Raw genomic sequence first — 20,931 nt, 5'->3', positions numbered from 1 at the left:
GGCCCTCTACGGTGGCGTCATGTCGGAGATCACTTGCATCCGGGGTGACGCCACCGCTGCGTCGGTGAAGGGCGTCAAGGTGATCGCCCATGTCTGCAACGACGTCGGGGGATGGGGGAAGGGCTTCGTCCTGGCCGTATCGCGGCGCTGGCCGGAGCCGGAGAAGTCCTACCGCGCCTGGCACCGCGACCGCGCCTCGAACGACTTCGGACTGGGCGCGGCCCAGTTCGTCCAGGTCGAGCCGTACACCTGGGTGGCCAACCTGGTCGGGCAGCGGGGCATCCGCACCGGCAGCAAGGGGGTGCCCGTGCGGTACGAGGCGATCGACGCGGCACTGGAGCGGCTCGGCGAGAAGGCGGTCGAACTCGGCGCGTCCGTGCACATGCCGCGGATAGGGTGCGGGTTGGCCGGTGGCAGGTGGTCCCGTACAGAGCCGCTCGTCACGGAGCGGCTGGTGCGGAGAGGAATCGAAGTCACCGTCTACGACCACGGGGGGAACCGGAGTTGACTCACGACATCGACGTGCTCGTGCTGGGTGGTGCCGGGGTGGACACCATCGTGCACGTGCCCGAGCTGCCGCTCCCGTACGCCGACAGCTACATGGTCGACAGCGGGATCCGCGCCCGTGCCGGGCAGACCGGGGACTTCGTGTCCCTCGGACTGAGCCGCCTCGGCCTGCGCACCCACCACCTCGACTTCCTCGGCGACGACCCCGAGGGCGACCTCGTGCGGGCGATGCACCGCGAGCACGGCATCGCCCTGACCGCGATCCCGCAACCCGCCGGCACCAGGCGGGCGGTGAACCTGGTCGGACCGGACGGACGGCGGCTGTCGCTGTACGACACCAGCAGGGCCCACGCGGACGACCGGTTCCCCGAGGACACACTGCGCGCTCTCGCGGCGGCGAGCCGCCACGCGCACGTGTCGATCACGCACCCCTGCGCGCACGCCCTCCCCGTCCTGAGCGAGGCCGGCGTGACACTCTCCACCGACCTGCACAACTGGGACGGGCACAACCCCTACCACGAGGCGTTCGCGTACACCGCCGACGTGGTGTTCCTCTCCGCCGCCGCCCTCACGGACCCGCCCCGGACCATGCGCCGCATCGCCGAGCGGGGAAGAGCCCAGGTGGTCGTCGCCACCGCCGGAGCCGACGGCGCGTACCTCCTGACCGACACCGAGGTCACACATGTCCCCACGGTGACCCCGCCGGCACCGGTGGTCGACTCCAACGGTGCCGGCGACGCCTTCGCGGCCGCCTTCCTCCACGGCTGGCTGTCCGGCGAGCCCCCGCACCGATGCGCCCTGTTCGGCTCGGTGGCCGGCGCCCACGCCTGCACGGTGCCTTCGACGGAGACCGACGCGATAGACCGGGACGAACTGGTCGCGAGGGCGGCCTCGTCCGAGACCCGCGCCGGGGCCTGTCGTTCCGCTCAGCCGACCTGATCCGAACGACAGACCCTGGGGCGTCAGTGGCCGTGCGCGCGTCCGGTGTGCCCGCCCGCGTGCTCACGCCCGTGATCGTGCGCACCGTTCGTCGCCGCGATCTTCTTCCACGACTTCGGCTGCTGTGGGGCGGTGCCGGCCGACCGGGCGAGGGAGGCACCGCGCGCCGCGGCGGCGGCCGGCTTGGACGGCTGGAACAGCCAGGTGTCGAACAGTGCCGCCAGCGGCTGCCCCGACACCTCCTCGGCGTACCGCTCGAAGTCGGCCACCGACGCGTTGCCGTACGCGTACTTCTCGGTCCAGCCCTTCAGGATCGCGAAGAACGCCTCGTCCCCGATCTCGTTGCGCAGGGCCTGCAGGGTCAGCGCCCCCCGGTCGTAGACCGCGCTGTGGAACTGGTTCTCCGGGCCCGGATCCCCGGGTTCGACCTTCCAGAACGGGTCGTCGGCCGACCTTGAGGCGTACACGTAGTCGGCGATCTCCTGAGCCGTCCCCTCACCCTCGTGCTCGGACCACAGCCACTGCGCGTACCGGGCGAACCCCTCGTTGATCCAGATGTCCTTCCAGGACTCGACGGACACCAGGTCGCCGTACCACTGGTGGGCGAGCTCATGGACGACGAGGGAGGTGTTCGACCCGTTCGCGAAGTTCCGCGGGCTGTAGAAAGGCCGGGTCTGCGTCTCCAGCGCGTACCCGGTGTCGGTGTTCGGCACGTACCCGCCGAGCGCGTTGTACGGGTACGGCCCGAAGTACCCGGCCAGCCAGTCGGCGATCTCCCCGGTCCGCTCGATGCTGGCCCGCGCCGCGCCGGCGTGCCCGCCCAGGTCCTTGCTGTAGGCGTTGACGACCGGGATTCCGCTCTCGCTCGTCCCGGTGGTGATGTCGAACCTGCCGACCGCGAGCGTGGCCAGATACGTCGCCTGCGGCTTGTCGGAACGCCAGTTGTAACGGGTCCAGCCCAGGCGTGAACTCGTCGACTGCAGCGTGCCGTTGGAGATCGCCTGCGTGCCGTCCGGGACGAGCGCCGAGACGTCGTAGGTCGCCTTGTCGAGCGGGTGGTCGTTGCTGGGGAACCACCACCAGGCGGCCTCGGGCTCGTTCGCCGCGACACCGCCGTCCGGGGTGCGGTGCCAACTGGTGAAGCCGTACGCCTTCTTCGAGGACGGCACTCCGCGGTAGCGCACGACGACCGTGACGGCCGTACCCTTGGCCAGCGGTTTCCTCGGTGTGATCTCCAGCTCGTGCTCGCCCGAGGTCGTGAACGACGCCTTCAGGCCGTTCACCCGGACCTCGCTGACGTCCAGCAGGAAGTCCAGGTTGAAGCGGGACAGGTCCTGCGTGGTCTTCGCCAGCAGGGTCGCCGTACCCTCCAGCTCGTCCGTGGCGGGCTGGTACTTCAGTCGCAGGTCGTAGTGGGAGACGTCGTATCCGCCGTTGCCGTACGCCGGGTAGTAGGGGTCGCCGATGCCCGGAGCGCCGGGGGAGTGGCTCGCGGCCGACGCCGGGATCACCAGCATCAAAGAGGCGGCTGCGAGTGCGCCCGGCGCCATGATTCTGCGGTGCACGAAAGCTCCAAGTCCTAGGGGCCCGAGGTCTGTCCGGAGCCTATTCATCACCTGAGGCCCGGGTGTGTCCATGACCACCGCCGACACACGATCGCCATTCGGCCGACATGGTGAGGCCCACCCCAGGGACGAATATCGGCCACACTGGACCTCACACGCCGTCAGCCGCCCTCTTCTGCACCGGAGTTCACCGATGTACCGTCCGCGCATGCCGATACGCATGCGCTTCACGATCTGGAGACCGCTCGCGACGGCGGCCACGGTCGCTCTGCTGGCCGCGTTCCTCACCCCCATGACGGCGCAGGCCGCCCCGCGGGAGAGCCGCCCCGTCCACTCGTACGAGAACGCCGTCCGAGAGGCCGTCTGGGTGGACACCGGACTCGACCTCGACCGCGACGGCAGGCACGACCGCGTCGCCGTGGACATCGTCCGGCCCCGCGAAGCCGCCCAGCAGGGCCGCAAGGTGCCCGTCATCATGGACGCCAGCCCGTACTACTCCTGCTGCGGGCGCGGCAACGAGAGCCAGAAGAAGACGTACGACGCGAACGGCGACGTCGACCGGATGCCGCTGTTCTACGACAACTACTTCGTGCCCCGCGGCTACGCCGTCGTCGGCGTCGACCTCGCCGGCACCAACCGCTCCGACGGCTGCGTGGATGTGGGCGGACGCTCCGACATCCTCTCCGCGAAGGCCGTCGTCGACTGGCTGAACGGCCGCGCCACGGCGTACACGACCCGCACCGGCACCACCGAGGCCGACGCGACATGGACCAACGGCCGCACCGGCATGATCGGCAAGAGCTGGGACGGCACCATCGCCAACGGGGTCGCCGCCACCGGCGTCGAGGGTCTGGAGACCATCGTCCCGATCAGTGCCATCTCCTCCTGGTACGACTACTACTTCCAGCAGGGCGCCCCGCTGTACGACTCCGGCCCGGACTGGCTGTCCAACTACGTCGACAGCCCCGACGCCCGCGCCAAGTGCGGCGCCGTCCAGCAGACGCTCGTCGAGGGGGCCCCGCGCAGCGGCGACTGGACGCCGCTGTGGAGCGAGCGGGACTACGTCAAGGACGCGCGCAAGGTCAGGGCGAGCGTCTTCGTGATCCACGGCATGCAGGACCTCAACGTCCGGATGAAGCACGTCGGCCAGTGGTGGGACGCGCTGGCGAAGAACGGCGTCGAACGCAAGATCTGGCTCTCCCAGACCGGCCACGTCGACCCCTTCGACTTCCGCCGCGCCGCGTGGGTGAAGACCCTGCACCGCTGGTTCGACCACGAACTCCTCGGCTACGACAACGGCGTCGACCGCGAGCCGATGGCCGACATCGAACGCCACCCCGACCAGTGGGTCACCTCCAAGGTCTGGCCGCCGCGCGGCACCGCCGGCACCACCCTGCGTCCCGCCGACGGCACCCACCCGGGCGTGGGCACGCTCGGCCTGCGCAGGGACAAGGGCACCGAGACCTTCACCGACGACCCGCAGCACAGCGAGGCCGACTGGGCCGCGCACATCGACACGCCCACCCCCGACAAGGCCGGCTTCGTGACCGGGCCGCTCAGCCGCGACCTGCGCCTGTCCGGCTCCTCGAAGGTCACCGTCACCGCCACCCCGAGCACCGCGACGGCCCACCTCTCGGCCGTCCTGGTCGACCTCGGCCCCGACACCATCCGCGACTACGCCGCGAGCGGCGAAGGCATCAGCACCCTCACCGAGCGCACTTGCTGGGGCGAGAGCACCACCGGTGACAGCGCCTGCTTCAAGGAGACCACGGCCAAGACCGCCGACGTCGGCCACACCGTCGTCAGCCGTGGCTGGGCGGACCTCGGCAACCACGCCTCCGACCTGCGGGGCGAACCGCTCACGCCGGGCCGGGCGTACACCATCACCCTCGACCTGGCGGCCACCGACCACGTCGTCCCGGCCGGCCACCGCCTCGCCCTGATCGTCGCGGGCACGGACAAGGACTTCATCGACCCCCCGTCGACCAGGCCGACCCTCACCCTCGACCTCTCCCGTACGAAGGCCCGCGTCCCGCTGGTCGGCGGCGCCGAAGCGTTCGCACGCGCCACGGCCGGCTCGCCGTCCGCCGCTTACGGGGCCACCCCCCTGCACGGCGCTCCGCTGCACGGCATCGGCGCACCGCACACCGTCCACCGCATCCCGGAAGGAGGCCGGTGACCACCATCCGCACCCTCACCGTGACCGTGGCAGCCGTCGCCGCAAGCCTCGTGGCCGTCCCCGCCCACGCCGCCGGCTCCCCGCCCCGCACCGGCTTCGAGACGTCGAACGGCGCCCGCTGGACCAGCCAGAGCGAGGAACAGCAGCTCCTGGCGGCCGTCGACCGGGCGAGCGAGCGGGTCTCCGTCGCCCGCATCGGCACCACGAAACAGGGCCGCCCGCTCCAGGTCGTCCGCGTCGGCACCCATCCCAGCCCCCACAAGGTGCTGCTGGTGTGCAGCCAGCACGGTGACGAGCCCTCCGGCCGCGAGGCCTGCCTGTCCACCGTCCGCGACCTCGCCTACGCCGAGGACCGGCACACCCGGCGCTTCCTGGAACGCACCACCCTGCTGGTCGTGCCCACCGCCAACCCCGACGGCCGGGCCGCCGACACCCGCGGCAACAGCGACGGCGTGGACATCAACCGCGACCACCTCGCGCTGCGGACCGCCGAGGGCCGCGCCATGGCCGCCCTCGTCCGCGACCAGCGCCCGGACGTCGTCTACGACCTGCACGAGTACGGCGCCACACCCCCGTACTACGACAAGGACCTGTTCGACCTGTGGCCGCGCAACCTCAACACCGACGCGCATGTCCACGAGGAGGCGCAGACCCTGTCCGAGTCGTACGTACGCCCCGCCGCCGCGCACGCCGGCCACTCCACCGGCACGTACGGGATCTGGACCGACCCGGTCACCGGTGAACCGATCAGGCAGGTGGCCGGTGACGGCCAGGAACGCATCCTGCGGAACATGGCCGGAATCAAGCACTCGGTCGGTCTGCTCATCGAGAGCCGCGTCGACCCGCTCACGGACGCCGAGAAGGCCGACGAAGCCCTGAACAACCGGCGCCGGGTGACCTCCCAGCTCGCCGCTCTCAAGGGGCTGTTCCGGTTCAGCGACGACCGCAGGGCGCAGGTCGAGGCGGCGACCGGCCTGGCCCGCCTCGCCGGACACACCGACACCGGGCCCGTCCACCTGGGCGGCGCGGACAACGACCCGCCCGAACCGGCCGAGGTGATCCAGGACCCGCCCTGCGGCTACCGGCTCACCGTCGAGCAGTACACGCAGATCAGGGATGAACTCGCCCTGCACGGGGTGAAGGCGAAACCGACCGCCGCGGGCGCGCTGGTCCCGCTGCGCCAGTCACTGCGCGCGCTCGTCCCGCTGCTCCTCGACGAGCGCGGCCCGTACCACATCACAGCAGGTGAGCCCGACACCGACTGCTGAAACGGATCTGATCGGCGGAATCTGTGGTAGGTCCTGGGAGACGACGTGAGGCCCGGCGTATCAAGCGTTTTCCCGGGAAGGTGCCGCAGATGACTGACGACCTGAAGAAGAGAGGTGGCCGGGAAAGTCCGTCGGACGTTTCCGGCCACCAGACGGACCGTGTGGTGTTCGGCGTCACCGCCGTGATCACCCTGGCCTTCGTGATCTGGGGCTGGGCCGCCACGGACTCGCTGGAGAGCGTGTCCACGAAGATGCTGAACGGCCTGATCCACAACGGTGGCTGGGCCTTCATGCTGGCCGCCTCGGGTTTCGTGGTGTTCGCCCTGTGGCTCGCGATCAGCCGCTACGGCCGCATCCACCTCGGCGCCGAGGGCGAGGAACCCGAGTTCAAGACCGTGTCCTGGGTGGCGATGATGTTCAGCGCCGGCATGGGCATCGGCCTGATGTTCTACGGTGTCAGCGAGCCGCTCTCGCACTACAACGCCCCACCGCCGGGCACCAGCCCCGCCGACTCCGCCGAGCGCATGGAGACGGCCATGGCCACCACTCTCTTCCACTGGACCCTGCACCCCTGGGCGATCTACGCGGTCGTCGGCCTCGGCATCGCCTACAGCACCTACCGTCGCCGCCGGCGCCAGACCATCAGCGCGGTCTTCACCCCGCTCATCGGGGAGAAGCACGCCAACGGCGCCGTCGGTCGGGGCATCGACGTACTCGCGATCATCGCCACCGTCTTCGGCTCCGCCGCCTCCCTGGGGCTCGGCGCGCTCCAGATCGGCTCCGGCTTCCAGGAGCTGAACTGGATGGACGACGTCAGCACCGGCCTGCTCGTCGCGATCATCGCCGTACTGACCCTGGCCTTCGTCGCCTCGGCCGTGTCCGGTATCGAGCGGGGCATCCAGTGGCTGTCCAACACCAACATGGTGCTCGCCCTGATCCTCGCCTTGTTCGTGTTCGTCGCCGGTCCCACGATCATCGTGCTCGACCTGCTGCCCACCTCGATCTTCTCCTACCTGGGCGACCTGCCCCAGCTCGCCGGTCGCACCGAGGCCAGCGGCGGCGAGGGCGTCGCGGACTGGCTCGGCAGCTGGACCGTCTTCTACTGGGCCTGGTGGATCTCCTGGACGCCCTTCGTCGGCATGTTCATCGCCCGCATCAGCCGCGGTCGCACCATTCGGCAGTTCGTCGGCGGCGTCATCCTCGTACCCAGCACGGTCAGCCTCGTCTGGTTCGCCATCTTCGGCGGTTCGGCGATGAAGCTGAGGGAGGGCGGCGCGCTCGGCGGCGAGGACACCCCGGAAGGTCAACTCTTCGGCGTGCTGCAGGAGTTCCCGATCGCCACCGTCACCAGCCTGCTCGTGATGATCCTGGTCGGCATCTTCTTCGTCTCGGGGGCCGACGCCGCCTCCATCGTGATGGGCACGCTCTCCCAGCGGGGCGCCCTCGAACCCGGCCGTTTCGTCGTCGTCTTCTGGGGCGTGGTCACCGGAGCCGTCGCCGCCATCATGCTGCTCGTCGGCAGCGGCCAGGGTGACGCGCTCACCGGACTGCAGAACCTCACGATCCTGGCCGCCGCGCCGTTCGTCCTCGTCATGATCGGCATGTGCGTCGCCCTCATGCGCGACCTGCGCCGGGACCCCATCATCGTGCGCAACGAGATGGGCTCGGAGGCCGTCGAACTCGCCGTGATCGAGGGCCACAAGAGGTACGACGGAGACTTCGAGATCAGGGTCGGCCCGGGCCCCGGCACCGAGACGGAGGGCGACCCGCTGGGCCACGACCACAGCTGAGCGCGCGCCCGCAGGCGGGAGGAGGCGAACCCGGCGCCTCCTCCGCGCCCCGCACGCCTCCCCGGCGCCTGTTCGCTCCCCATGCCCGATGTAGCGGAATATGTCATGCCGCGCTCATATCGGTCCCGTCCTGGGGATACTCACACCATGTCTGCCGAGTACGCGACCTTCGGCCTGGCACCGGCGATGCGTGCCGGTGGCGTCCTCGCCAACGGTGACTACCAGGTGCACCGGGACTTCGTGGACTTCATCGTCGACGGACGCCCGCTGCTGTTCCAGCTCTCCGACCTCGACGCCGTCTCCCCGCTCGCCTCCGACGTCCCGCCCGCCATCTTCACCGCCCAGGTACGCAGCCTGCTCCTGGAGGCCGAGGCACCGCTGCCCGGCGGCCGGTACGTGATCTACGGCTGCCCGGACTGCGAGGACCTCGCCTGCGGCGCCGTCACCGCCGTCATCGACAAGCAGGGTGACGACTACATCTGGCGGGACTTCGCCTGGCAGACCGACGAACGAGCCGACCTGGTGCTCAACGGCTACCACGGCATCGGACCCTTCCGCTTCCACGGCGCCCAGTACCGCGCCGCGCTCGGCTCCCTCCTCGACCGCGACTGTGGGCCGCCGCGCCGCCGCGTGCTCCTCATCGGGGCCCGCGTCGCGCTCCTCGCCAAACTGGCCGCCGCCCTGCGCACCATCGGTATCGGCGCCGACATCACCCATGACCTGGGCGGAGTCCCCGCCGACGAGCTGCGGGCCTACGGCGCCGTCGCCTTCGGCCGCGCGGTCGGCGACGAGCAGCGCGCCGCCGTACGCCGCGCCTTCGCGGACGCCGGCGTCGACGTGGCGTACGTCGACGGCCTGGCGCCGATAGTGCCGCTGCTCGTCGCCCAGATCGAACACGCCCTGGACAGCAGTCCGGTGGAGCAGCGCCGTCTGACCCGCCTGGTGGCCGCCGACGGCGAGGCGGGCGTCGAGGTCACCTCGCCCTGCCGGGTCCGGCTCACCGCGTACCGCCTCGACCGCCTGTACCGCACCCACACCCACGAGGTCTTCGACGGCATCCTGGAACCGGGCCGCCACCGCATCGCGCTGGACGCCAGGACCGTGAAGGGGGAGGCGTTCGTGGTGGCCCGGACGTCGGGGAGCGTGCTGGTCGAGGCGGTGGCCCCCTAAAAGGGGGTCGCGACCAGGGCGGGCGCGGCGCCGTGCCGTCGGTCGCCCGCGGGTTCGCCGCCGCTGGTGGCGGGGTTCCGGGCGGGTTCGTTGGGGCCGGGTGGCGCGGTTCCCCGTGCCCCTCAGGGGGCGCCGAGCGCCCTGCCACGGGGCCCGCGCCCCGGAACCCCGACGCGGCCAAGGCGGCGCGGCCACTAGGATCGCCCTCTGTGACCGCCACCCTCGTCGTCAAGAACCTCGCCGCCGGCCACGGCGACCGCTCCCTGTTCGGCGGGCTCGATCTCGTCGTCGCGCCCGGTGATGTGATCGGCCTGGTCGGGGCCAACGGCGCGGGCAAGTCCACGCTCCTCAGGATGCTCGCCGGGCTGACCGCACCGGAGGAGGGCGAGCTGCGGCTCTCTCCGCCGACCGCGACCGTCGGTCACCTGCCGCAGGAACCGGAGCGACGGCCCGGCGAGACCGTGCGGGGGTTCCTGGCCCGCCGCACCGGCGTCACCGAGGCGCAGCGGGTGATGGACGAAGCGACGCAGGCCCTCGTCGATGGGGCGCCGGGTGCGGACGACGCGTACGCGACCAGCCTGGAGCGCTGGCTGGACCTCGGCGGAGCGGACCTGGACGAGCGTGCCGAGGAGGTCGCCGACTCCCTGGGCCTCGCCGTCGACCTCGACCAGCCGATGACCTCCCTGTCGGGCGGCCAGGCGGCGCGCGCGGGCCTCGCCTCCCTGCTCCTGTCCCGGTACGACGTCTTCCTGCTCGACGAGCCGACGAACGATCTGGACCTCGACGGCCTGGAGCGCCTGGAACGCTTCGTCACCGGCCTGCGTGCCGGCACCGTGGTCGTCAGCCACGACCGCGAGTTCCTCAGCCGCACCGTCACCAAGGTCCTCGAACTCGACCTCGCCCAGCGGCAGATCAACCTCTACGGGGGCGGCTACGAGGCCTACCTGGAGGAGCGGGAGGTGGCCCGCAGGCACGCCCGCGACGACTTCGAGGAGTACGCCGACAAGAGGGCCGCCCTCCAGGACCGGGCGCAGATGCAGCGCGCCTGGATGGACAAGGGCGTCAAGAACGCCCGGCGCAGGGCGGGCAACGACAACGACAAGATCGGCCGCAAGTTCCGCAGCGAGGCCAGTGAGAAGCAGGCCGCGAAGGCCCGCCAGACCCAGCGCATGATCGAACGCCTGGAGGTCGTCGAGGAGCCCCGCAAGGAGTGGGAGCTGCATATGGAGATCGCGTCGGCGCCCCGCTCGGGCGCGGTGGTCGCGACCCTGCGGGACGCCGAGGTGCGACGCGGCGACTTCACCCTCGGCCCGGTGTGCCTCCAGATCGACTGGGCGGACCGGGTGGCCGTCACCGGCGCCAACGGCGCGGGCAAGTCCACACTGCTGGCCGCTCTGCTCGGCCGCGTCGAGCTCACCGCGGGCCAGGCGTCGCTCGGCTCGGGCGTGCTGGTCGGCGAGGTCGACCAGGCCCGGGGGCTCTTCCACGGCGAGGAGTCCCTGCTCGACGCCTTCTGCGCCGCCGTCCCGGACACGGAGCCCGTCGAAGTCAGAACCCTCCTGGCCAAGTTCGGCCTGAAGACGGACCACGTCCTGCGATCGGCGGCCACCCTGTCGCCCGGTGAACGCACCCGCGCCGCCCTCGCCCTCCTCCAGGGCAGGGGCGTCAACCTCCTGGTCCTGGACGAGCCCACCAACCACCTCGACCTGCCGGCCATCGAGCAGCTGGAGTCGGCCCTGGACGCCTACGAGGGCACGTTGCTGCTGGTCACCCACGACCGCCGCATGCTCGACGCCGTCCACGTCACCCGCCGCCTGGAGGTCGCCGACGGCAAGGTGACGGAACGCTAGGTACGGGCCGTCAGCGCCCGCTTCGCAGCAGCGCGCAGACGAAGTTCTCCTGCACGGCGCGCAGTCTCCGCAGCAGGGCGGGCTTCATGGCCTCGTTGATCTGGGTGGTGGCGGAGAAGGTCAGCGACCGGCGCCCGTCCGGCGTGGCGGCGATCAGCTGGGTGTAGCCGAGGGTGTTGCCGGTGTGCCCCAGCACCACCCCGCACCGGGTGGTGTACCGGAAGATGGCGAGCCCGGCGTCGTTGCGCCCCGGCCCCGGGGGCTCGGACGCGGCGCCGGGGATCCAGCGCCGCTGCTCCCGTACGACGTGCGGGCCGTACAGCCGTCCCCCGGCGTAGCCACGGATGAACCGGGTCATGTCGGCGGGTGTGGACACGATGCCGCCCGAAGCCCACACCGCGGACATGCTGAGCACCTCGCTGACGTCCTCCGGCGGCTCGGGCGGGCTCACGTCGTAGCCGTGCAGATAGGGCCTCGGCATCCGGAAGCCCTGCGGCAGGCTGGTGTTGCGCAGGCCCAGGGGGCGGTAGACCAGCCGGTGCAGCAGGCGCTCGTACCGCACGCCGGTCGCCGCCTCCGCCATCAGGGCGACGGCGATGTTGTCGGAGTTGGAGTAGTGGTACCGGCTGCCGGGCCGGAACAGCAGCGGCTGGTCGGCGACGTAGTCGAGCAGCCGGCGGGAGTCGAAGCGGCGCCGGGGGTCGGCCTGGAGGGTCCGCTGGAACGCCGGGGCCTGCGCGAAGTCGGGCAGACCGCTGGTGTGGTTCAGCAGTTGGCGCAGCGTCACGGCACCCCAGGCCCGCGGCAGCCGTGGCAGCCGCTCGCGCAGGGTGTCGTCGAGGCTCAGTTCACGGCGGTCGACGAGGGACAGTGCCACGGCGCCGCTGAACGCCTTGGCCGCACTGGCGATGCGCATGTGGTCGTCGGCCTCGGGTCTGCGCCCTGTGGCCAGGTCGGCGACACCCGCCCGGACGACCCGGGTGCCCCTGCCGTCACTCAGGACGGCGATGACACCGGGCGGACCGCCCGGGAAGCGCACCAGCTCCTGCAGCTGGTGGCGGAGTGAGTCGTGGGGGTGCGGTCCGGGCGGTGGGACGGCGCCGGCGGCGGTCGGGAACAGCAGGACCAGACAGGCGGCGACGAGCGAGGCGGCGCCCGCACGGGTTCCGAGCGGGCGTCGGCGGCGTGGTGACACGGGGAACGGCATCGGCTCTCCTGAGCGACGGCGGACACGCGAGCGGCGGATCCAAGCCTGGCCCGCCGCCGCGCGGACGGCCTTCCGTACTGCTCCACCTGGCCGAGCGGGACGACCGGAAGGGCTCAGTCGCCGAGCCGGGTCGCCAGCCCCGGGTAGTCGACGACGAACCCGTCGTCGTCGAACGTGATGTCGCTGCGGAAGTCACCGGAGACGAAGCGGATGCTGCCCTGTTCCAGCCGTGTGTACGTCTGCCGCGACGGCAGCACGGCGAGGTCCGGCACGGACACCCACGCCATCAGGAACGAGGCCTCCCCGGGCGCCCCGTGCAGGCCGCGGCGCAGCACCGGCATCGTGTTGGTGAGCGGACACCGGCCGAGGTCGCAGTCGAGGGCACCGTCGACCTCGGGCAGGTGCGCACCGTTCGCCGTCCATCGGCCGGCTCCGTCGTGCCGCAGATCGAGCGTGCGGACACCTCCCGCCGACTCGGCGGTGACCCGCAGCCGACGTGTCACGAAACCGTCGGCGGTGTCGAGTTCGTACGAGATCCAGTAGGGCTCCGGCACCGTCCCCACGGCCCGGCCGCGGCCTTTGAGGAAACCCCCGCCGAACTCGACCCAGGCGGTCTCGACCCCTTTGCTCCCCGTCACTTCCCAGGTGATGACACGCGTTGTCGGCATCCCGCCACCTTACGGGCGAAACGGCCCGGACCCTCCATGTCGCACCGGAGGGGCCGGGCCCGAGTATCGGCTCAGCGCCTGCCCTTGTCGGGGTTGAGCAGTCCCGCGCGACGCAACGCGTCGGCCATCGCGCTGTTGGCGGGAGGCGGCGCCTGGCGGGAGCCGCCCCCCCCACCCCCCCCCCCCCCCCCCCCCCCCCCCCGCGGCGGCCGTCCGCCCCGCTGCCGGCGCTCACCGCCGCCGCCCTGCTGCCCCTGCGGAGCCGCCTCGTCGTCGAGGCGCAGCGTCAGGGAGATCCGCTTGCGCGGGATGTCGACGTCGAGGACCTTCACCTTGACGATGTCACCGGGCTTCACCACGTCCCGCGGGTCCTTGACGAAGGTCTTCGACATCGCGGAGACATGCACCAGCCCGTCCTGGTGGACACCGACGTCCACGAACGCCCCGAAGGCGGCCACGTTCGTCACCACGCCCTCCAGGACCATCCCGGACGCCAGGTCGGAGATCTTCTCGACGCCCTCCTTGAAGGTGGCCGTCTTGAAGGCCGGCCGCGGGTCGCGCCCGGGCTTCTCCAGTTCCTTGAGGATGTCCGTCACGGTCGGCAGACCGAAGGTCTCGTCCACGAAGTCGTCCGGCTTCAGCGAGCGCAGCACGCCCGTGTTGCCGATCAGCGCGGCCACCTCCTGGCCGGAGGTCTTCACCATGCGCCTGACCACCGGGTACGCCTCGGGGTGCACGCTGGAGGCGTCCAGCGGGTCGTCGCCGCCGCGGATGCGCAGGAAGCCCGCGCACTGCTCGTACGCCTTCGGGCCCAGCCGTGCCACGTTCTTCAGCTGCGTACGGGACTTGAAGGGACCGTTCGCGTCCCGGTGCGCCACGATGTTCTCGGCCAGCCCCGAGGTGATGCCGGAGACCCGGGCGAGCAGCGGCGCCGAGGCCGTGTTGACGTCCACGCCCACACCGTTGACGCAGTCCTCGACCACCGCGTCCAGCGAGCGCGACAGCTTCACCTCGGACAGGTCGTGCTGGTACTGGCCCACACCGATCGACTTGGGGTCGATCTTCACCAGCTCGGCGAGCGGGTCCTGGAGCCGGCGGGCGATGGAGACCGCGCCGCGCAGCGACACGTCCATGTCGGGAAGCTCCTGCGAGGCGAACGCGGACGCCGAGTACACCGAGGCGCCGGCCTCGGACACCATCACCTTGGTGAGCTTCAACTCCGGGTGCCTGGTGATGAGTTCACCGGCGAGCTTGTCGGTCTCGCGAGAGGCCGTGCCGTTGCCGATCGCTACCAGCTCGACCGCGTGCTCCTTCGCCAGCCGGGCCAGCTTCGCGATCGCCTCGTCCCACTTGTTGGCCGGGACGTGCGGGTAGATGACGTCCGTCGCGACGACCTTGCCGGTCGCGTCGACCACCGCGACCTTCACACCCGTACGGAATCCGGGGTCCAGGCCCAGCGTCGCGCGCGTGCCGGCCGGGGCGGCGAGCAGCAGGTCCCGGAGGTTGGCCGCGAACACCCCCACGGCCTCGTCCTCGGCGGCCGTGCGCAGACGCAGCCGCAGGTCGATGCCGAGGTGCACCAGGATCCGGGTCCGCCAGGCCCAGCGGACCGTGTCCGTGAGCCACTTGTCACCGGGGCGGCCGCGGTCGGCGATCCCGAACTTCGAGGCGACGATCCCCTCGTACGACGACGGGCCGTCCGTGGCCTCCTCCGGCTCCAGGACGAGGTCGAGGACCTCCTCCTTCTCGCCGCGCAGCATCGCCAGGATCCGGTGCGAGGGCAGCTCGGTGAAGGGCTCGGCGAAGTCGAAGTAGTCGGCGAACTTCGCGCCCGCCTCCTCCTTGCCCTCGCGCACCTTGGCCGACAGCCGTCCGCGCACCCACATGCGCTCACGCAGCTCGCCGATCAGGTCGGCGTCCTCCGAGAAGCGCTCCGTGAGGATCGCCCGCGCGCCCTCCAGGGCGGCCTGCGGATCGGCGACCCCCTTGTCGGCGTCGACGAACGCGGCGGCGGCCGCCAGCGGCTCGACGGTCGGGTCGCCGAGGAGCCCCTCGGCGAGGGGCTCCAGCCCGGCTTCCCGCGCGATCTGCGCCTTGGTCCTGCGCTTGGGCTTGTACGGGAGGTAGATGTCCTCCAGCCGCGCCTTGGTCTCGGCCCCGCGGATCTGTGCTTCCAGCTCCTCGGTCAGCTTGCCCTGCTCGCGCACCGAGTCGAGGATGGCCGTCCGCCGCTCCTCCAGCTCCCGCAGGTAGCGCAGCCGCTCCTCGATCGTGCGCAGCTGCGCGTCGTCGAGCATCTCGGTCGCTTCCTTGCGGTAGCGGGCGATGAAAGGCACCGTCGAACCGCCGTCCAGCAGCTCCACGGCAGCCTTCACCTGCCGCTCCCGTACGCCGAGCTCCGCGGCGATCCTGCCTTCGATGGACCCTACGAGGGGTGTCGTCACGATCCCGTCCCGCCTTCTCACTGAGGTTGCGCGGCAATTGTGGCAGGTGACACCGACAACCGGGGATCAGGGCGGCCCCCCGGCCGGTCGCGGCGGGACGGAATCAGGCCCTGCGGCTGCGCGTACTGCTGGAGGCACCGCCGAACAGCCGGGCCAGCGCCCGGAACGGCAGTGTCACCACGGTCGCGATGGCGCCGCCGATCTGGCGCAACACGTCTGCGATTGCACGGAACACGTGATTCACCTTTCCTCTCCCCGGCCACGACGGCCGGCTGAGGACCGGGTACCGCAGTGCACGCCGGCCATGCGGGAAGGCGGTCACCGGTTCTTTTTCGGCCAACTGGGCCGCGCCCGACCCCGGCTCGCCCCGGCGCCGGCCCGCGCCTGGCATCCGGGCGCCATCCGCCGATTCCATGGGCTTCTGCCCGGCATCCGGGGCCCGTCGCCGGCGCCCATGGGCTTCTGCCCGGCATCCGGGGCCCGTCGCCGAGGCCCGTCGCCGGCGTCCACGAGCCCCCGCGCCTGCACCCAGGCGCCAGCGCCGACGCTCAGCCCTTGCCGATCAGGTCCGCCGGAAAGGCCCCCGCCACCGCCGCCGCACGCGCGAAGCCGGCACCGAGTTCCGTGAGCCGCGCGACTCCCTCCGCACCGAGGTGCTCGTACGGTGCCCGGTCCAGCCGGTCCGTCTCGGCCTCGATCTCCTCGCGCAGGGCGACGCCCTCCGGTGTCAGCTCGCCCCCCTCGTCCAGGAGCCCGCGGGTGCGCAGCCTTCCGGACGCCGCGTCCCAGTCCTCCTGGGTCCAGCCGCGCGTGGTGTACACCCACTTCGGCGTCATGCCCTTGCCGGTCGCGGTGTGGGTGACCACGGCTTCCAGCCCGTCGAGTCCCGCCGACACCAGCACGGCGAGGTGCCCGTCGCCCCGGTGCTCGCGCAGCAGTGTGGCCGCGTGGAAGTACGCAAGGTGCGGCTCCTCGGGGACCGGCAGGTCGGCGTGGGCCGAGTACAGCGGCCGGGCGCTGCGGGAGCAGGCCTCGGCGGCCCGCAGCGCGAGCCGTGCGGCCTGAGCCATCTCCGGTGAGCTGAGCGCGTCCGCACCGAGCAGGCGCCGCAGCGAGGCGTCGACGGCACGCGCGCGTGCCGCCAGTACGTCCTGCGGCGAGGCGATCGCCCAGACCGCGGGGACATGCCGGGCCACCAGCTCGTGCTTGTAGTTGTAGAACGCGGCCGTCACCGCGCCCGCGCCGACCGGCCCCAGCGCTGCGGCGCGCACCGCGAAGTTGACGGCCCGGGGGTGCGTGATGCCGAGTGCGGCCGCTTCCTTGCCCAGCTCGGGGGCGAAGTAGGAGGTCGCGTGCAGGGTGTTGAGGGCGTTGTGGCAGCGGCGACCGGCTCGGGGCTCAAGGGCTGCAGAAGTCATGAGCCGGAGGTTACCAACCGCTTGGTACGTGACGGGAGGGCCCGCGGGGCATGGCAGGAAAGGTGGGTCACCCGTCATTGCGGCCGTCCGGGGAGCCGCGAAGAATCGGTGCCATGGCGCAGCGGACCGTTCTCTTCGTGCTCTTCGACGATGTGCAGAGCCTCGATGTCACCGGGCCCCTGGAAGTGTTCATGGGGGCCGAGCAGCACATGCCGGGCACCTACAGCGTCCGGACCGCCTCCCTGGACGGCGGTCCCGTCCGCACCTCCAGCGGCCTGACCGTCGTACCGGACCACGCGCTCGCCGACGTCCCCGAACCGCACACTCTCGTCGTCCCGGGCGGTGCGGGCACGCGCAGCCCTCGACCCGCCCTGGCCGACTGGCTGCGCGAGCACGGCCCCCGCGCGGAGCGCCTGGTCTCCGTGTGCACCGGCGCGATCCTGCTGGCCGCGGCCGGGCTGCTGGACGGTCGCCGGGCCACGACCCACTGGGCGTACTGCGACAAGCTCGCCCGCGACCACCCGGCCGTCGAGGTCGACCCGGAACCGATCTATGTGCGCGACGGACATGTCGCCACCTCCGCCGGTGTGACCTCGGGCATCGACCTCGCCCTCGCCCTGGTCGAGGAGGACCTGGGCCGGGACGTGGCCCTCGGCATCGCCCGCCACCTGGTCGTGTTCCTGCGCCGCCCCGGCAACCAGGCACAGTTCAGCGCCCAGCTCGCCGCCCAGACCGCCCAGCGCGAACCCCTGAGGGAAGTCCAGCGCTGGATCACCGAGCAACCCGACGCCGACCTCACCGTGGAGGCGCTCGCCGCCCGCGCGAGCCTCTCCCCGCGCCACTTCGCCCGCGCCTTCCGGGCCGAGACCGGCATGACGCCCGGCCGGTACGTCGACCGCGTCCGCCTCGAACACGCCCGGCGCCTGCTGGAGGACACCGGCGACGGCGTCGAGGAGATCTCCCGCGCCAGCGGCTACGGCACCCCCGAGGCCATGCGACGCGCCTTCGTCAAGAACCTCGGGACGCCCCCGGTCGAGTACCGCCGCCGGTTCCGCCCCGCAACCGCCCAGTGAGCCCCCGCCGAAAGGGAAGCCGCCCATGCAGATCGCGATGGTCCTCTACGACCGCTTCACCGCCCTCGATGTCGTGGGGCCCTACGAGGCCCTCAGCCGCATCCCGGACGCGACTGTCCACTTCGTCGCCGCGCAGGCCGGCCCCGTGCGCGCCGACACCGGGTTCCTCGCTCTCACGGCGGACAGGACACCGGCCGATGTGCCGCACCCCGATGTCGTGGTGGTGCCGGGCGGCCCGGGAACCTTCGCCGAGATCGAGAACGAGGTCTTCCTGGAGTGGCTCAGGACCGCCGACGCCACGAGCACCTGGACGACGTCCGTGTGCAGCGGCTCGCTGCTCCTGGGCGCCGCGGGCCTCCTGAGGGGCCGCCGCGCCACCTCCCACTGGCTCACCCTGGACTTCCTGCCGCAGTACGGCGCCGAGCCCACCGGCGACAGGGTCGTGTCCGACGGCAAGTACGTCACCGCGGCCGGGGTCTCCTCCGGCATCGACATGGGTCTGGCACTGGTAGGGAAGATCGCCGGTGACGAACACGCCCAGGCCGTGCAGTTGTTGACCGAGTACGACCCGCAGCCGCCCTACGACGCGGGCTCCCCGCACAAGGCCCCGGCCCACCTCGTCGAGGAGTTCCGCACGAACAGCCGCTTCAGCCTGATGTAGCGCCCGTGGTCCAGGTGAAGCGCGGCTGCCTGCGTTCCAGGAAGGCGGCGACACCCTCCGCGGTGTCGCCGCTCGCCCGTGCCTGCCCCGCCCAGTGGTCGTCGCGATCGGTGCGCCCGTTGGCGAACTCCTTCGCCGCGGCCTGCGTCAGCTGCGAGCGCGACACCAGGATCCGGGCGAACTCCGCGACCCGCTTGTCCAGTTCGCCCTCCGGCAGCACCTCGTCCACCAGACCGGTGCGCAGCGCCCGTTCCGCGTCGATCAACTCGCCGGAGAAGAGCAGGTACTTGGCGGTCGCGGGGCCCACCAGCGACACCAACCGCCGGGTGGAGGACGCCGGATACACGATCCCGAGCTTCGCCGGTGTCACCCCGAACAGCGCCCCCTCCCCGGCGAACCGCAGATCGCACGCCGCCGCGAGCTGCGACCCGCCTCCCACGCAGTGCCCCTTGATCGCCGCCAGGGTCGGCTTGGGGAAGGCGGCCAGCGCCTCCTCAGCGGCCACGGCGAGCCCCTGCGCCTCCTGGGGCGACCCCTGGAGCGTGGAGATGTCGGCGCCCGCGCAGAAGGTCCCGCCCTCACCGGTCACCACCAGCGCCCGTACGGCAGGGTCGGTGGCCAGCGTGTCCAGCAGCGGGGGCAGCGCCCGCCACATCGCGGCCGTCATCGCGTTGCGCTTGGCCGGGTGGTGGATGACGACGGTGGCGACCGAGTCGGCGACGCCGTGCAGCAGCTGGGGCTCCATGGCCCGGATGTTATCCGGCCGCGTCGAACGGCCGATCAGGAAGGGTCGAACAGTCTCGTTACGACGCACGGCGCAAAGGGGACTCAGAGGAAGGGGGCCGATCGAGGAGGCGCGATGGCCAGGTCCAGGTCCACCAGGCCCACGGGCGAGGCGGCGAAGATGCAGCGGGGCTTCAGCTGGCTGGGCGCGCTCGGCGTCCTGCTGGTCATCGCCGGTCTCGTGGGCCTCGTCTACACCGGTTTCGCCACCCTGACCTCGATGATCCTGTTCGGCTGGCTGCTGCTGATCGGGGGTGTCGTGGGGCTGCTGCACGCGGTCCAGGCGCGCGGGAGCAACTTCTTCTGGCTGGGCGTGGTCGTGGCGGCGCTGAACATCGCGGCGGGCGTCGTGGTGATCCGCCGGCCGGAGGCGGCGGCCGAGGCGCTGGCCATGTTCGCCGCCCTGCTGTTCCTCACCGGAGGGCTGTTCAGGCTGGTGGGCGCCCTGGTGGTGCGCGGCCCGCAGTTCGGCTGGACCCTGGTCCAGGGTGCCTTCGACCTGCTGCTGGGCATCCTGGTGCTCAGCACGTGGCCGAGCAGCCGGTACGTCATCGGCGTGCTCTTCTCGCTCGTGCTGCTCTTCGACGGGCTCGGTCTGATCGCCACCGGCTTCGGCGGACGCCGTATCGTCGGCATGGTCTCCGAACGCCTCGCGGACGAGGCCGAGGCGCGGCCGGCTCCTGACGCAGAGCCTGTCAAACCCGTACAACCCGAATAGTTCGCCAAGTCGGCAGGAGCGGGACAGGAGCGGTCCCACATCTGACGGTGTCATACGCCAACGATCAGAAACGCTCGATACCTGCTGACTTGTGTTCAGTGCCATGGTCCGGCCCTGCGCGTTACCAACACTCGACGTGTGGTGACAATCGAGCGCGAGGATGGCGACCGGACGATGGAGAACCACGGGCGCGGGTCCGGCCCACGCCCAGCAGGCGGCGCGGACGAGCCCCTCGATCAGCGGCCGCCGAATCCACTGCCGTACGAGGGTGTCTGGCGGTTCACCGCCCCGGCCGTGGACGCCTCGGTCCCGCAGGCGCGGCACGCCGTGCGGGACCTGCTGTACCGCCAGGGCGTACCGGTGCCGGACGACCTGGTCCAGGGGCTGCTGGTGATCGTCTCGGAGCTGGTCACGAACGCCGTCCGGCATGCGGCGCTGCTGTCACCGATGCTCGCCGTGGAGGTCGCCGTGGGCGCCGAATGGCTGCGGGTCTCCGTGGAGGACAACCACCCCTACCGCCCGACCGCGCTGGAGGCGGACCACGGCCGGACGGGCGGCCGTGGCCTGCTCCTGGTGCGCGAGATCACGCGGGAGGCGGGCGGGGTGTGCGATGTCGAGCACACGGCGAACGGCGGCAAGGTGATCTGGGCCGCCGTTCCGCTCAAACCCGTGCACGTGCCCTGACACCCGT

General features: G+C 71.6%; 18 protein-coding genes. 11 read left to right on the top strand and 7 right to left on the bottom strand.

Going from position 1 to position 20,931, the window contains the following annotated elements; all coding sequences use genetic code 11:
* The first annotated feature begins 19 nt into the window (after positions 1-19).
* Positions 20-508 (top strand): macro domain-containing protein, encoded by a 489-nt coding sequence (locus ACWCPI_RS32785; protein ID WP_451041588.1) that lies wholly within the window; start codon positions 20-22, stop codon positions 506-508.
* Entirely contained in the window at positions 505-1,446 is a 942-nt protein-coding gene (locus tag ACWCPI_RS32780) for a PfkB family carbohydrate kinase (RefSeq protein WP_451041587.1), read from the top strand. Before ACWCPI_RS32785 ends, ACWCPI_RS32780 begins: the two co-directional genes overlap by 4 nt.
* 23 nt (positions 1,447-1,469) lie before the next feature.
* Here ACWCPI_RS32780 and ACWCPI_RS32775 read toward each other — a convergent pair whose 3' ends face one another.
* A complete protein-coding gene (locus tag ACWCPI_RS32775) occupies positions 1,470-3,011 on the bottom strand; it encodes a M1 family metallopeptidase (protein WP_451041586.1) in 1,542 nt (513 codons plus the stop codon).
* A 208-nt stretch (positions 3,012-3,219) separates the two neighbouring features.
* Between ACWCPI_RS32775 and ACWCPI_RS32770 the strand changes: the two genes are divergently transcribed.
* The 5 genes from ACWCPI_RS32770 (at position 3,220) to ACWCPI_RS32750 (ending at position 11,268) form a co-directional block, all read left to right on the top strand.
* Positions 3,220-5,190 (top strand): Xaa-Pro dipeptidyl-peptidase, encoded by a 1,971-nt coding sequence (locus ACWCPI_RS32770; RefSeq protein ID WP_451041585.1) that lies wholly within the window; start codon positions 3,220-3,222, stop codon positions 5,188-5,190.
* Positions 5,187-6,458 carry a M14 family metallopeptidase gene (locus ACWCPI_RS32765; protein WP_451041584.1) on the top strand — a complete coding sequence of 424 codons (1,272 nt, stop codon included), beginning with the start codon at positions 5,187-5,189 and terminating at the stop codon, positions 6,456-6,458. The genes ACWCPI_RS32770 and ACWCPI_RS32765 overlap by 4 nt, the downstream gene beginning before the upstream one ends.
* A gap of 89 nt (positions 6,459-6,547) precedes the next feature.
* Complete coding sequence (locus ACWCPI_RS32760; RefSeq protein WP_451041583.1) at positions 6,548-8,248, top strand: BCCT family transporter; 1,701 nt, start codon at positions 6,548-6,550, stop codon at positions 8,246-8,248.
* Positions 8,249-8,395: 147 nt separating this feature from the next.
* Complete coding sequence (locus ACWCPI_RS32755; RefSeq protein ID WP_451041582.1) at positions 8,396-9,418, top strand: oxidoreductase; 1,023 nt, start codon at positions 8,396-8,398, stop codon at positions 9,416-9,418.
* A gap of 209 nt (positions 9,419-9,627) precedes the next feature.
* Positions 9,628-11,268, top strand: a complete 1,641-nt coding sequence (locus tag ACWCPI_RS32750) for an ABC-F family ATP-binding cassette domain-containing protein (RefSeq protein ID WP_451041581.1) — start codon at positions 9,628-9,630, stop codon at positions 11,266-11,268.
* Between the two features lie 10 nt (positions 11,269-11,278).
* Here the strand turns inward: ACWCPI_RS32750 and ACWCPI_RS32745 are convergent, their stop codons facing one another.
* From ACWCPI_RS32745 to ACWCPI_RS32725, 5 genes are all read right to left on the bottom strand, one after another.
* Positions 11,279-12,475 carry a serine hydrolase domain-containing protein gene (locus ACWCPI_RS32745; RefSeq protein ID WP_451041580.1) on the bottom strand — a complete coding sequence of 399 codons (1,197 nt, stop codon included), beginning with the start codon at positions 12,473-12,475 and terminating at the stop codon, positions 11,279-11,281.
* Positions 12,476-12,588: 113 nt separating this feature from the next.
* The gene (locus ACWCPI_RS32740) at positions 12,589-13,143 is read right to left on the bottom strand and encodes a putative glycolipid-binding domain-containing protein (RefSeq protein ID WP_451041579.1); all 555 of its coding nucleotides are present in this window, start codon (positions 13,141-13,143) and stop codon (positions 12,589-12,591) included.
* A 71-nt stretch (positions 13,144-13,214) separates the two neighbouring features.
* The gene (locus ACWCPI_RS32735; RefSeq protein WP_451041578.1) at positions 13,215-15,587 is read right to left on the bottom strand and encodes a Tex family protein; all 2,373 of its coding nucleotides are present in this window, start codon (positions 15,585-15,587) and stop codon (positions 13,215-13,217) included.
* Between the two features lie 103 nt (positions 15,588-15,690).
* The gene (locus tag ACWCPI_RS32730) at positions 15,691-15,822 is read right to left on the bottom strand and encodes an LPFR motif small protein (RefSeq protein WP_252100478.1); all 132 of its coding nucleotides are present in this window, start codon (positions 15,820-15,822) and stop codon (positions 15,691-15,693) included.
* A gap of 313 nt (positions 15,823-16,135) precedes the next feature.
* Entirely contained in the window at positions 16,136-17,005 is an 870-nt protein-coding gene (locus tag ACWCPI_RS32725; protein ID WP_451041577.1) for an SCO6745 family protein, read from the bottom strand.
* Positions 17,006-17,118: 113 nt separating this feature from the next.
* Between ACWCPI_RS32725 and ACWCPI_RS32720 the strand changes: the two genes are divergently transcribed.
* Positions 17,119-18,078, top strand: coding sequence for a GlxA family transcriptional regulator (locus ACWCPI_RS32720; protein ID WP_451041576.1), 960 nt, complete (start codon positions 17,119-17,121; stop codon positions 18,076-18,078).
* A 25-nt stretch (positions 18,079-18,103) separates the two neighbouring features.
* Entirely contained in the window at positions 18,104-18,739 is a 636-nt protein-coding gene (locus ACWCPI_RS32715; RefSeq protein ID WP_451041575.1) for a DJ-1/PfpI family protein, read from the top strand.
* On the opposite strand, the gene ACWCPI_RS32710 is transcribed toward ACWCPI_RS32715, so the two are convergent.
* Complete coding sequence (locus ACWCPI_RS32710) at positions 18,726-19,484, bottom strand: enoyl-CoA hydratase/isomerase family protein (protein ID WP_451041574.1); 759 nt, start codon at positions 19,482-19,484, stop codon at positions 18,726-18,728. The two genes, ACWCPI_RS32715 and ACWCPI_RS32710, sit on opposite strands and share 14 nt — an antisense overlap.
* A gap of 114 nt (positions 19,485-19,598) precedes the next feature.
* On the opposite strand from ACWCPI_RS32710, the gene ACWCPI_RS32705 reads away from it, so the two are divergent.
* Together ACWCPI_RS32705 and ACWCPI_RS32700 are read left to right on the top strand one after the other, a co-directional pair.
* Complete coding sequence (locus tag ACWCPI_RS32705; protein ID WP_451041573.1) at positions 19,599-20,240, top strand: HdeD family acid-resistance protein; 642 nt, start codon at positions 19,599-19,601, stop codon at positions 20,238-20,240.
* A gap of 174 nt (positions 20,241-20,414) precedes the next feature.
* Positions 20,415-20,924: an ATP-binding protein gene (locus ACWCPI_RS32700; RefSeq protein ID WP_388807280.1), complete on the top strand. Its 510-nt coding sequence runs from the start codon at positions 20,415-20,417 to the stop codon at positions 20,922-20,924.
* The last annotated feature ends 7 nt before the right edge of the window (positions 20,925-20,931 follow it).

The sequence above is a fragment of the Streptomyces sp. NPDC001920 genome, from assembly GCF_053594495.1.
Note: the sequence above shows the minus strand (reverse complement) of the source record. Positions and strands in the feature narration are given on the sequence as shown.

What these genes read in the sequence shown, in the direction of transcription:
- ACWCPI_RS32785 (WP_451041588.1), top strand. Translation starts at nt 20, where the DNA reads ATGTCGGAGATCACTTGCATCCGGGGTGACGCCACCGCTGCGTCGGTG.
- ACWCPI_RS32770 (WP_451041585.1), top strand. Translation starts at nt 3,220, where the DNA reads ATGCCGATACGCATGCGCTTCACGATCTGGAGACCGCTCGCGACGGCG.
- ACWCPI_RS32760 (WP_451041583.1), top strand. Translation starts at nt 6,548, where the DNA reads ATGACTGACGACCTGAAGAAGAGAGGTGGCCGGGAAAGTCCGTCGGAC.
- ACWCPI_RS32755 (WP_451041582.1), top strand. Translation starts at nt 8,396, where the DNA reads ATGTCTGCCGAGTACGCGACCTTCGGCCTGGCACCGGCGATGCGTGCC.
- ACWCPI_RS32745 (WP_451041580.1), bottom strand. Translation starts at nt 12,475, where the DNA reads ATGCCGTTCCCCGTGTCACCACGCCGCCGACGCCCGCTCGGAACCCGT.
- ACWCPI_RS32740 (WP_451041579.1), bottom strand. Translation starts at nt 13,143, where the DNA reads ATGCCGACAACGCGTGTCATCACCTGGGAAGTGACGGGGAGCAAAGGG.
- ACWCPI_RS32725 (WP_451041577.1), bottom strand. Translation starts at nt 17,005, where the DNA reads ATGACTTCTGCAGCCCTTGAGCCCCGAGCCGGTCGCCGCTGCCACAAC.
- ACWCPI_RS32720 (WP_451041576.1), top strand. Translation starts at nt 17,119, where the DNA reads ATGGCGCAGCGGACCGTTCTCTTCGTGCTCTTCGACGATGTGCAGAGC.
- ACWCPI_RS32715 (WP_451041575.1), top strand. Translation starts at nt 18,104, where the DNA reads ATGCAGATCGCGATGGTCCTCTACGACCGCTTCACCGCCCTCGATGTC.
- ACWCPI_RS32710 (WP_451041574.1), bottom strand. Translation starts at nt 19,484, where the DNA reads ATGGAGCCCCAGCTGCTGCACGGCGTCGCCGACTCGGTCGCCACCGTC.
- ACWCPI_RS32705 (WP_451041573.1), top strand. Translation starts at nt 19,599, where the DNA reads ATGGCCAGGTCCAGGTCCACCAGGCCCACGGGCGAGGCGGCGAAGATG.
- ACWCPI_RS32700 (WP_388807280.1), top strand. Translation starts at nt 20,415, where the DNA reads ATGGAGAACCACGGGCGCGGGTCCGGCCCACGCCCAGCAGGCGGCGCG.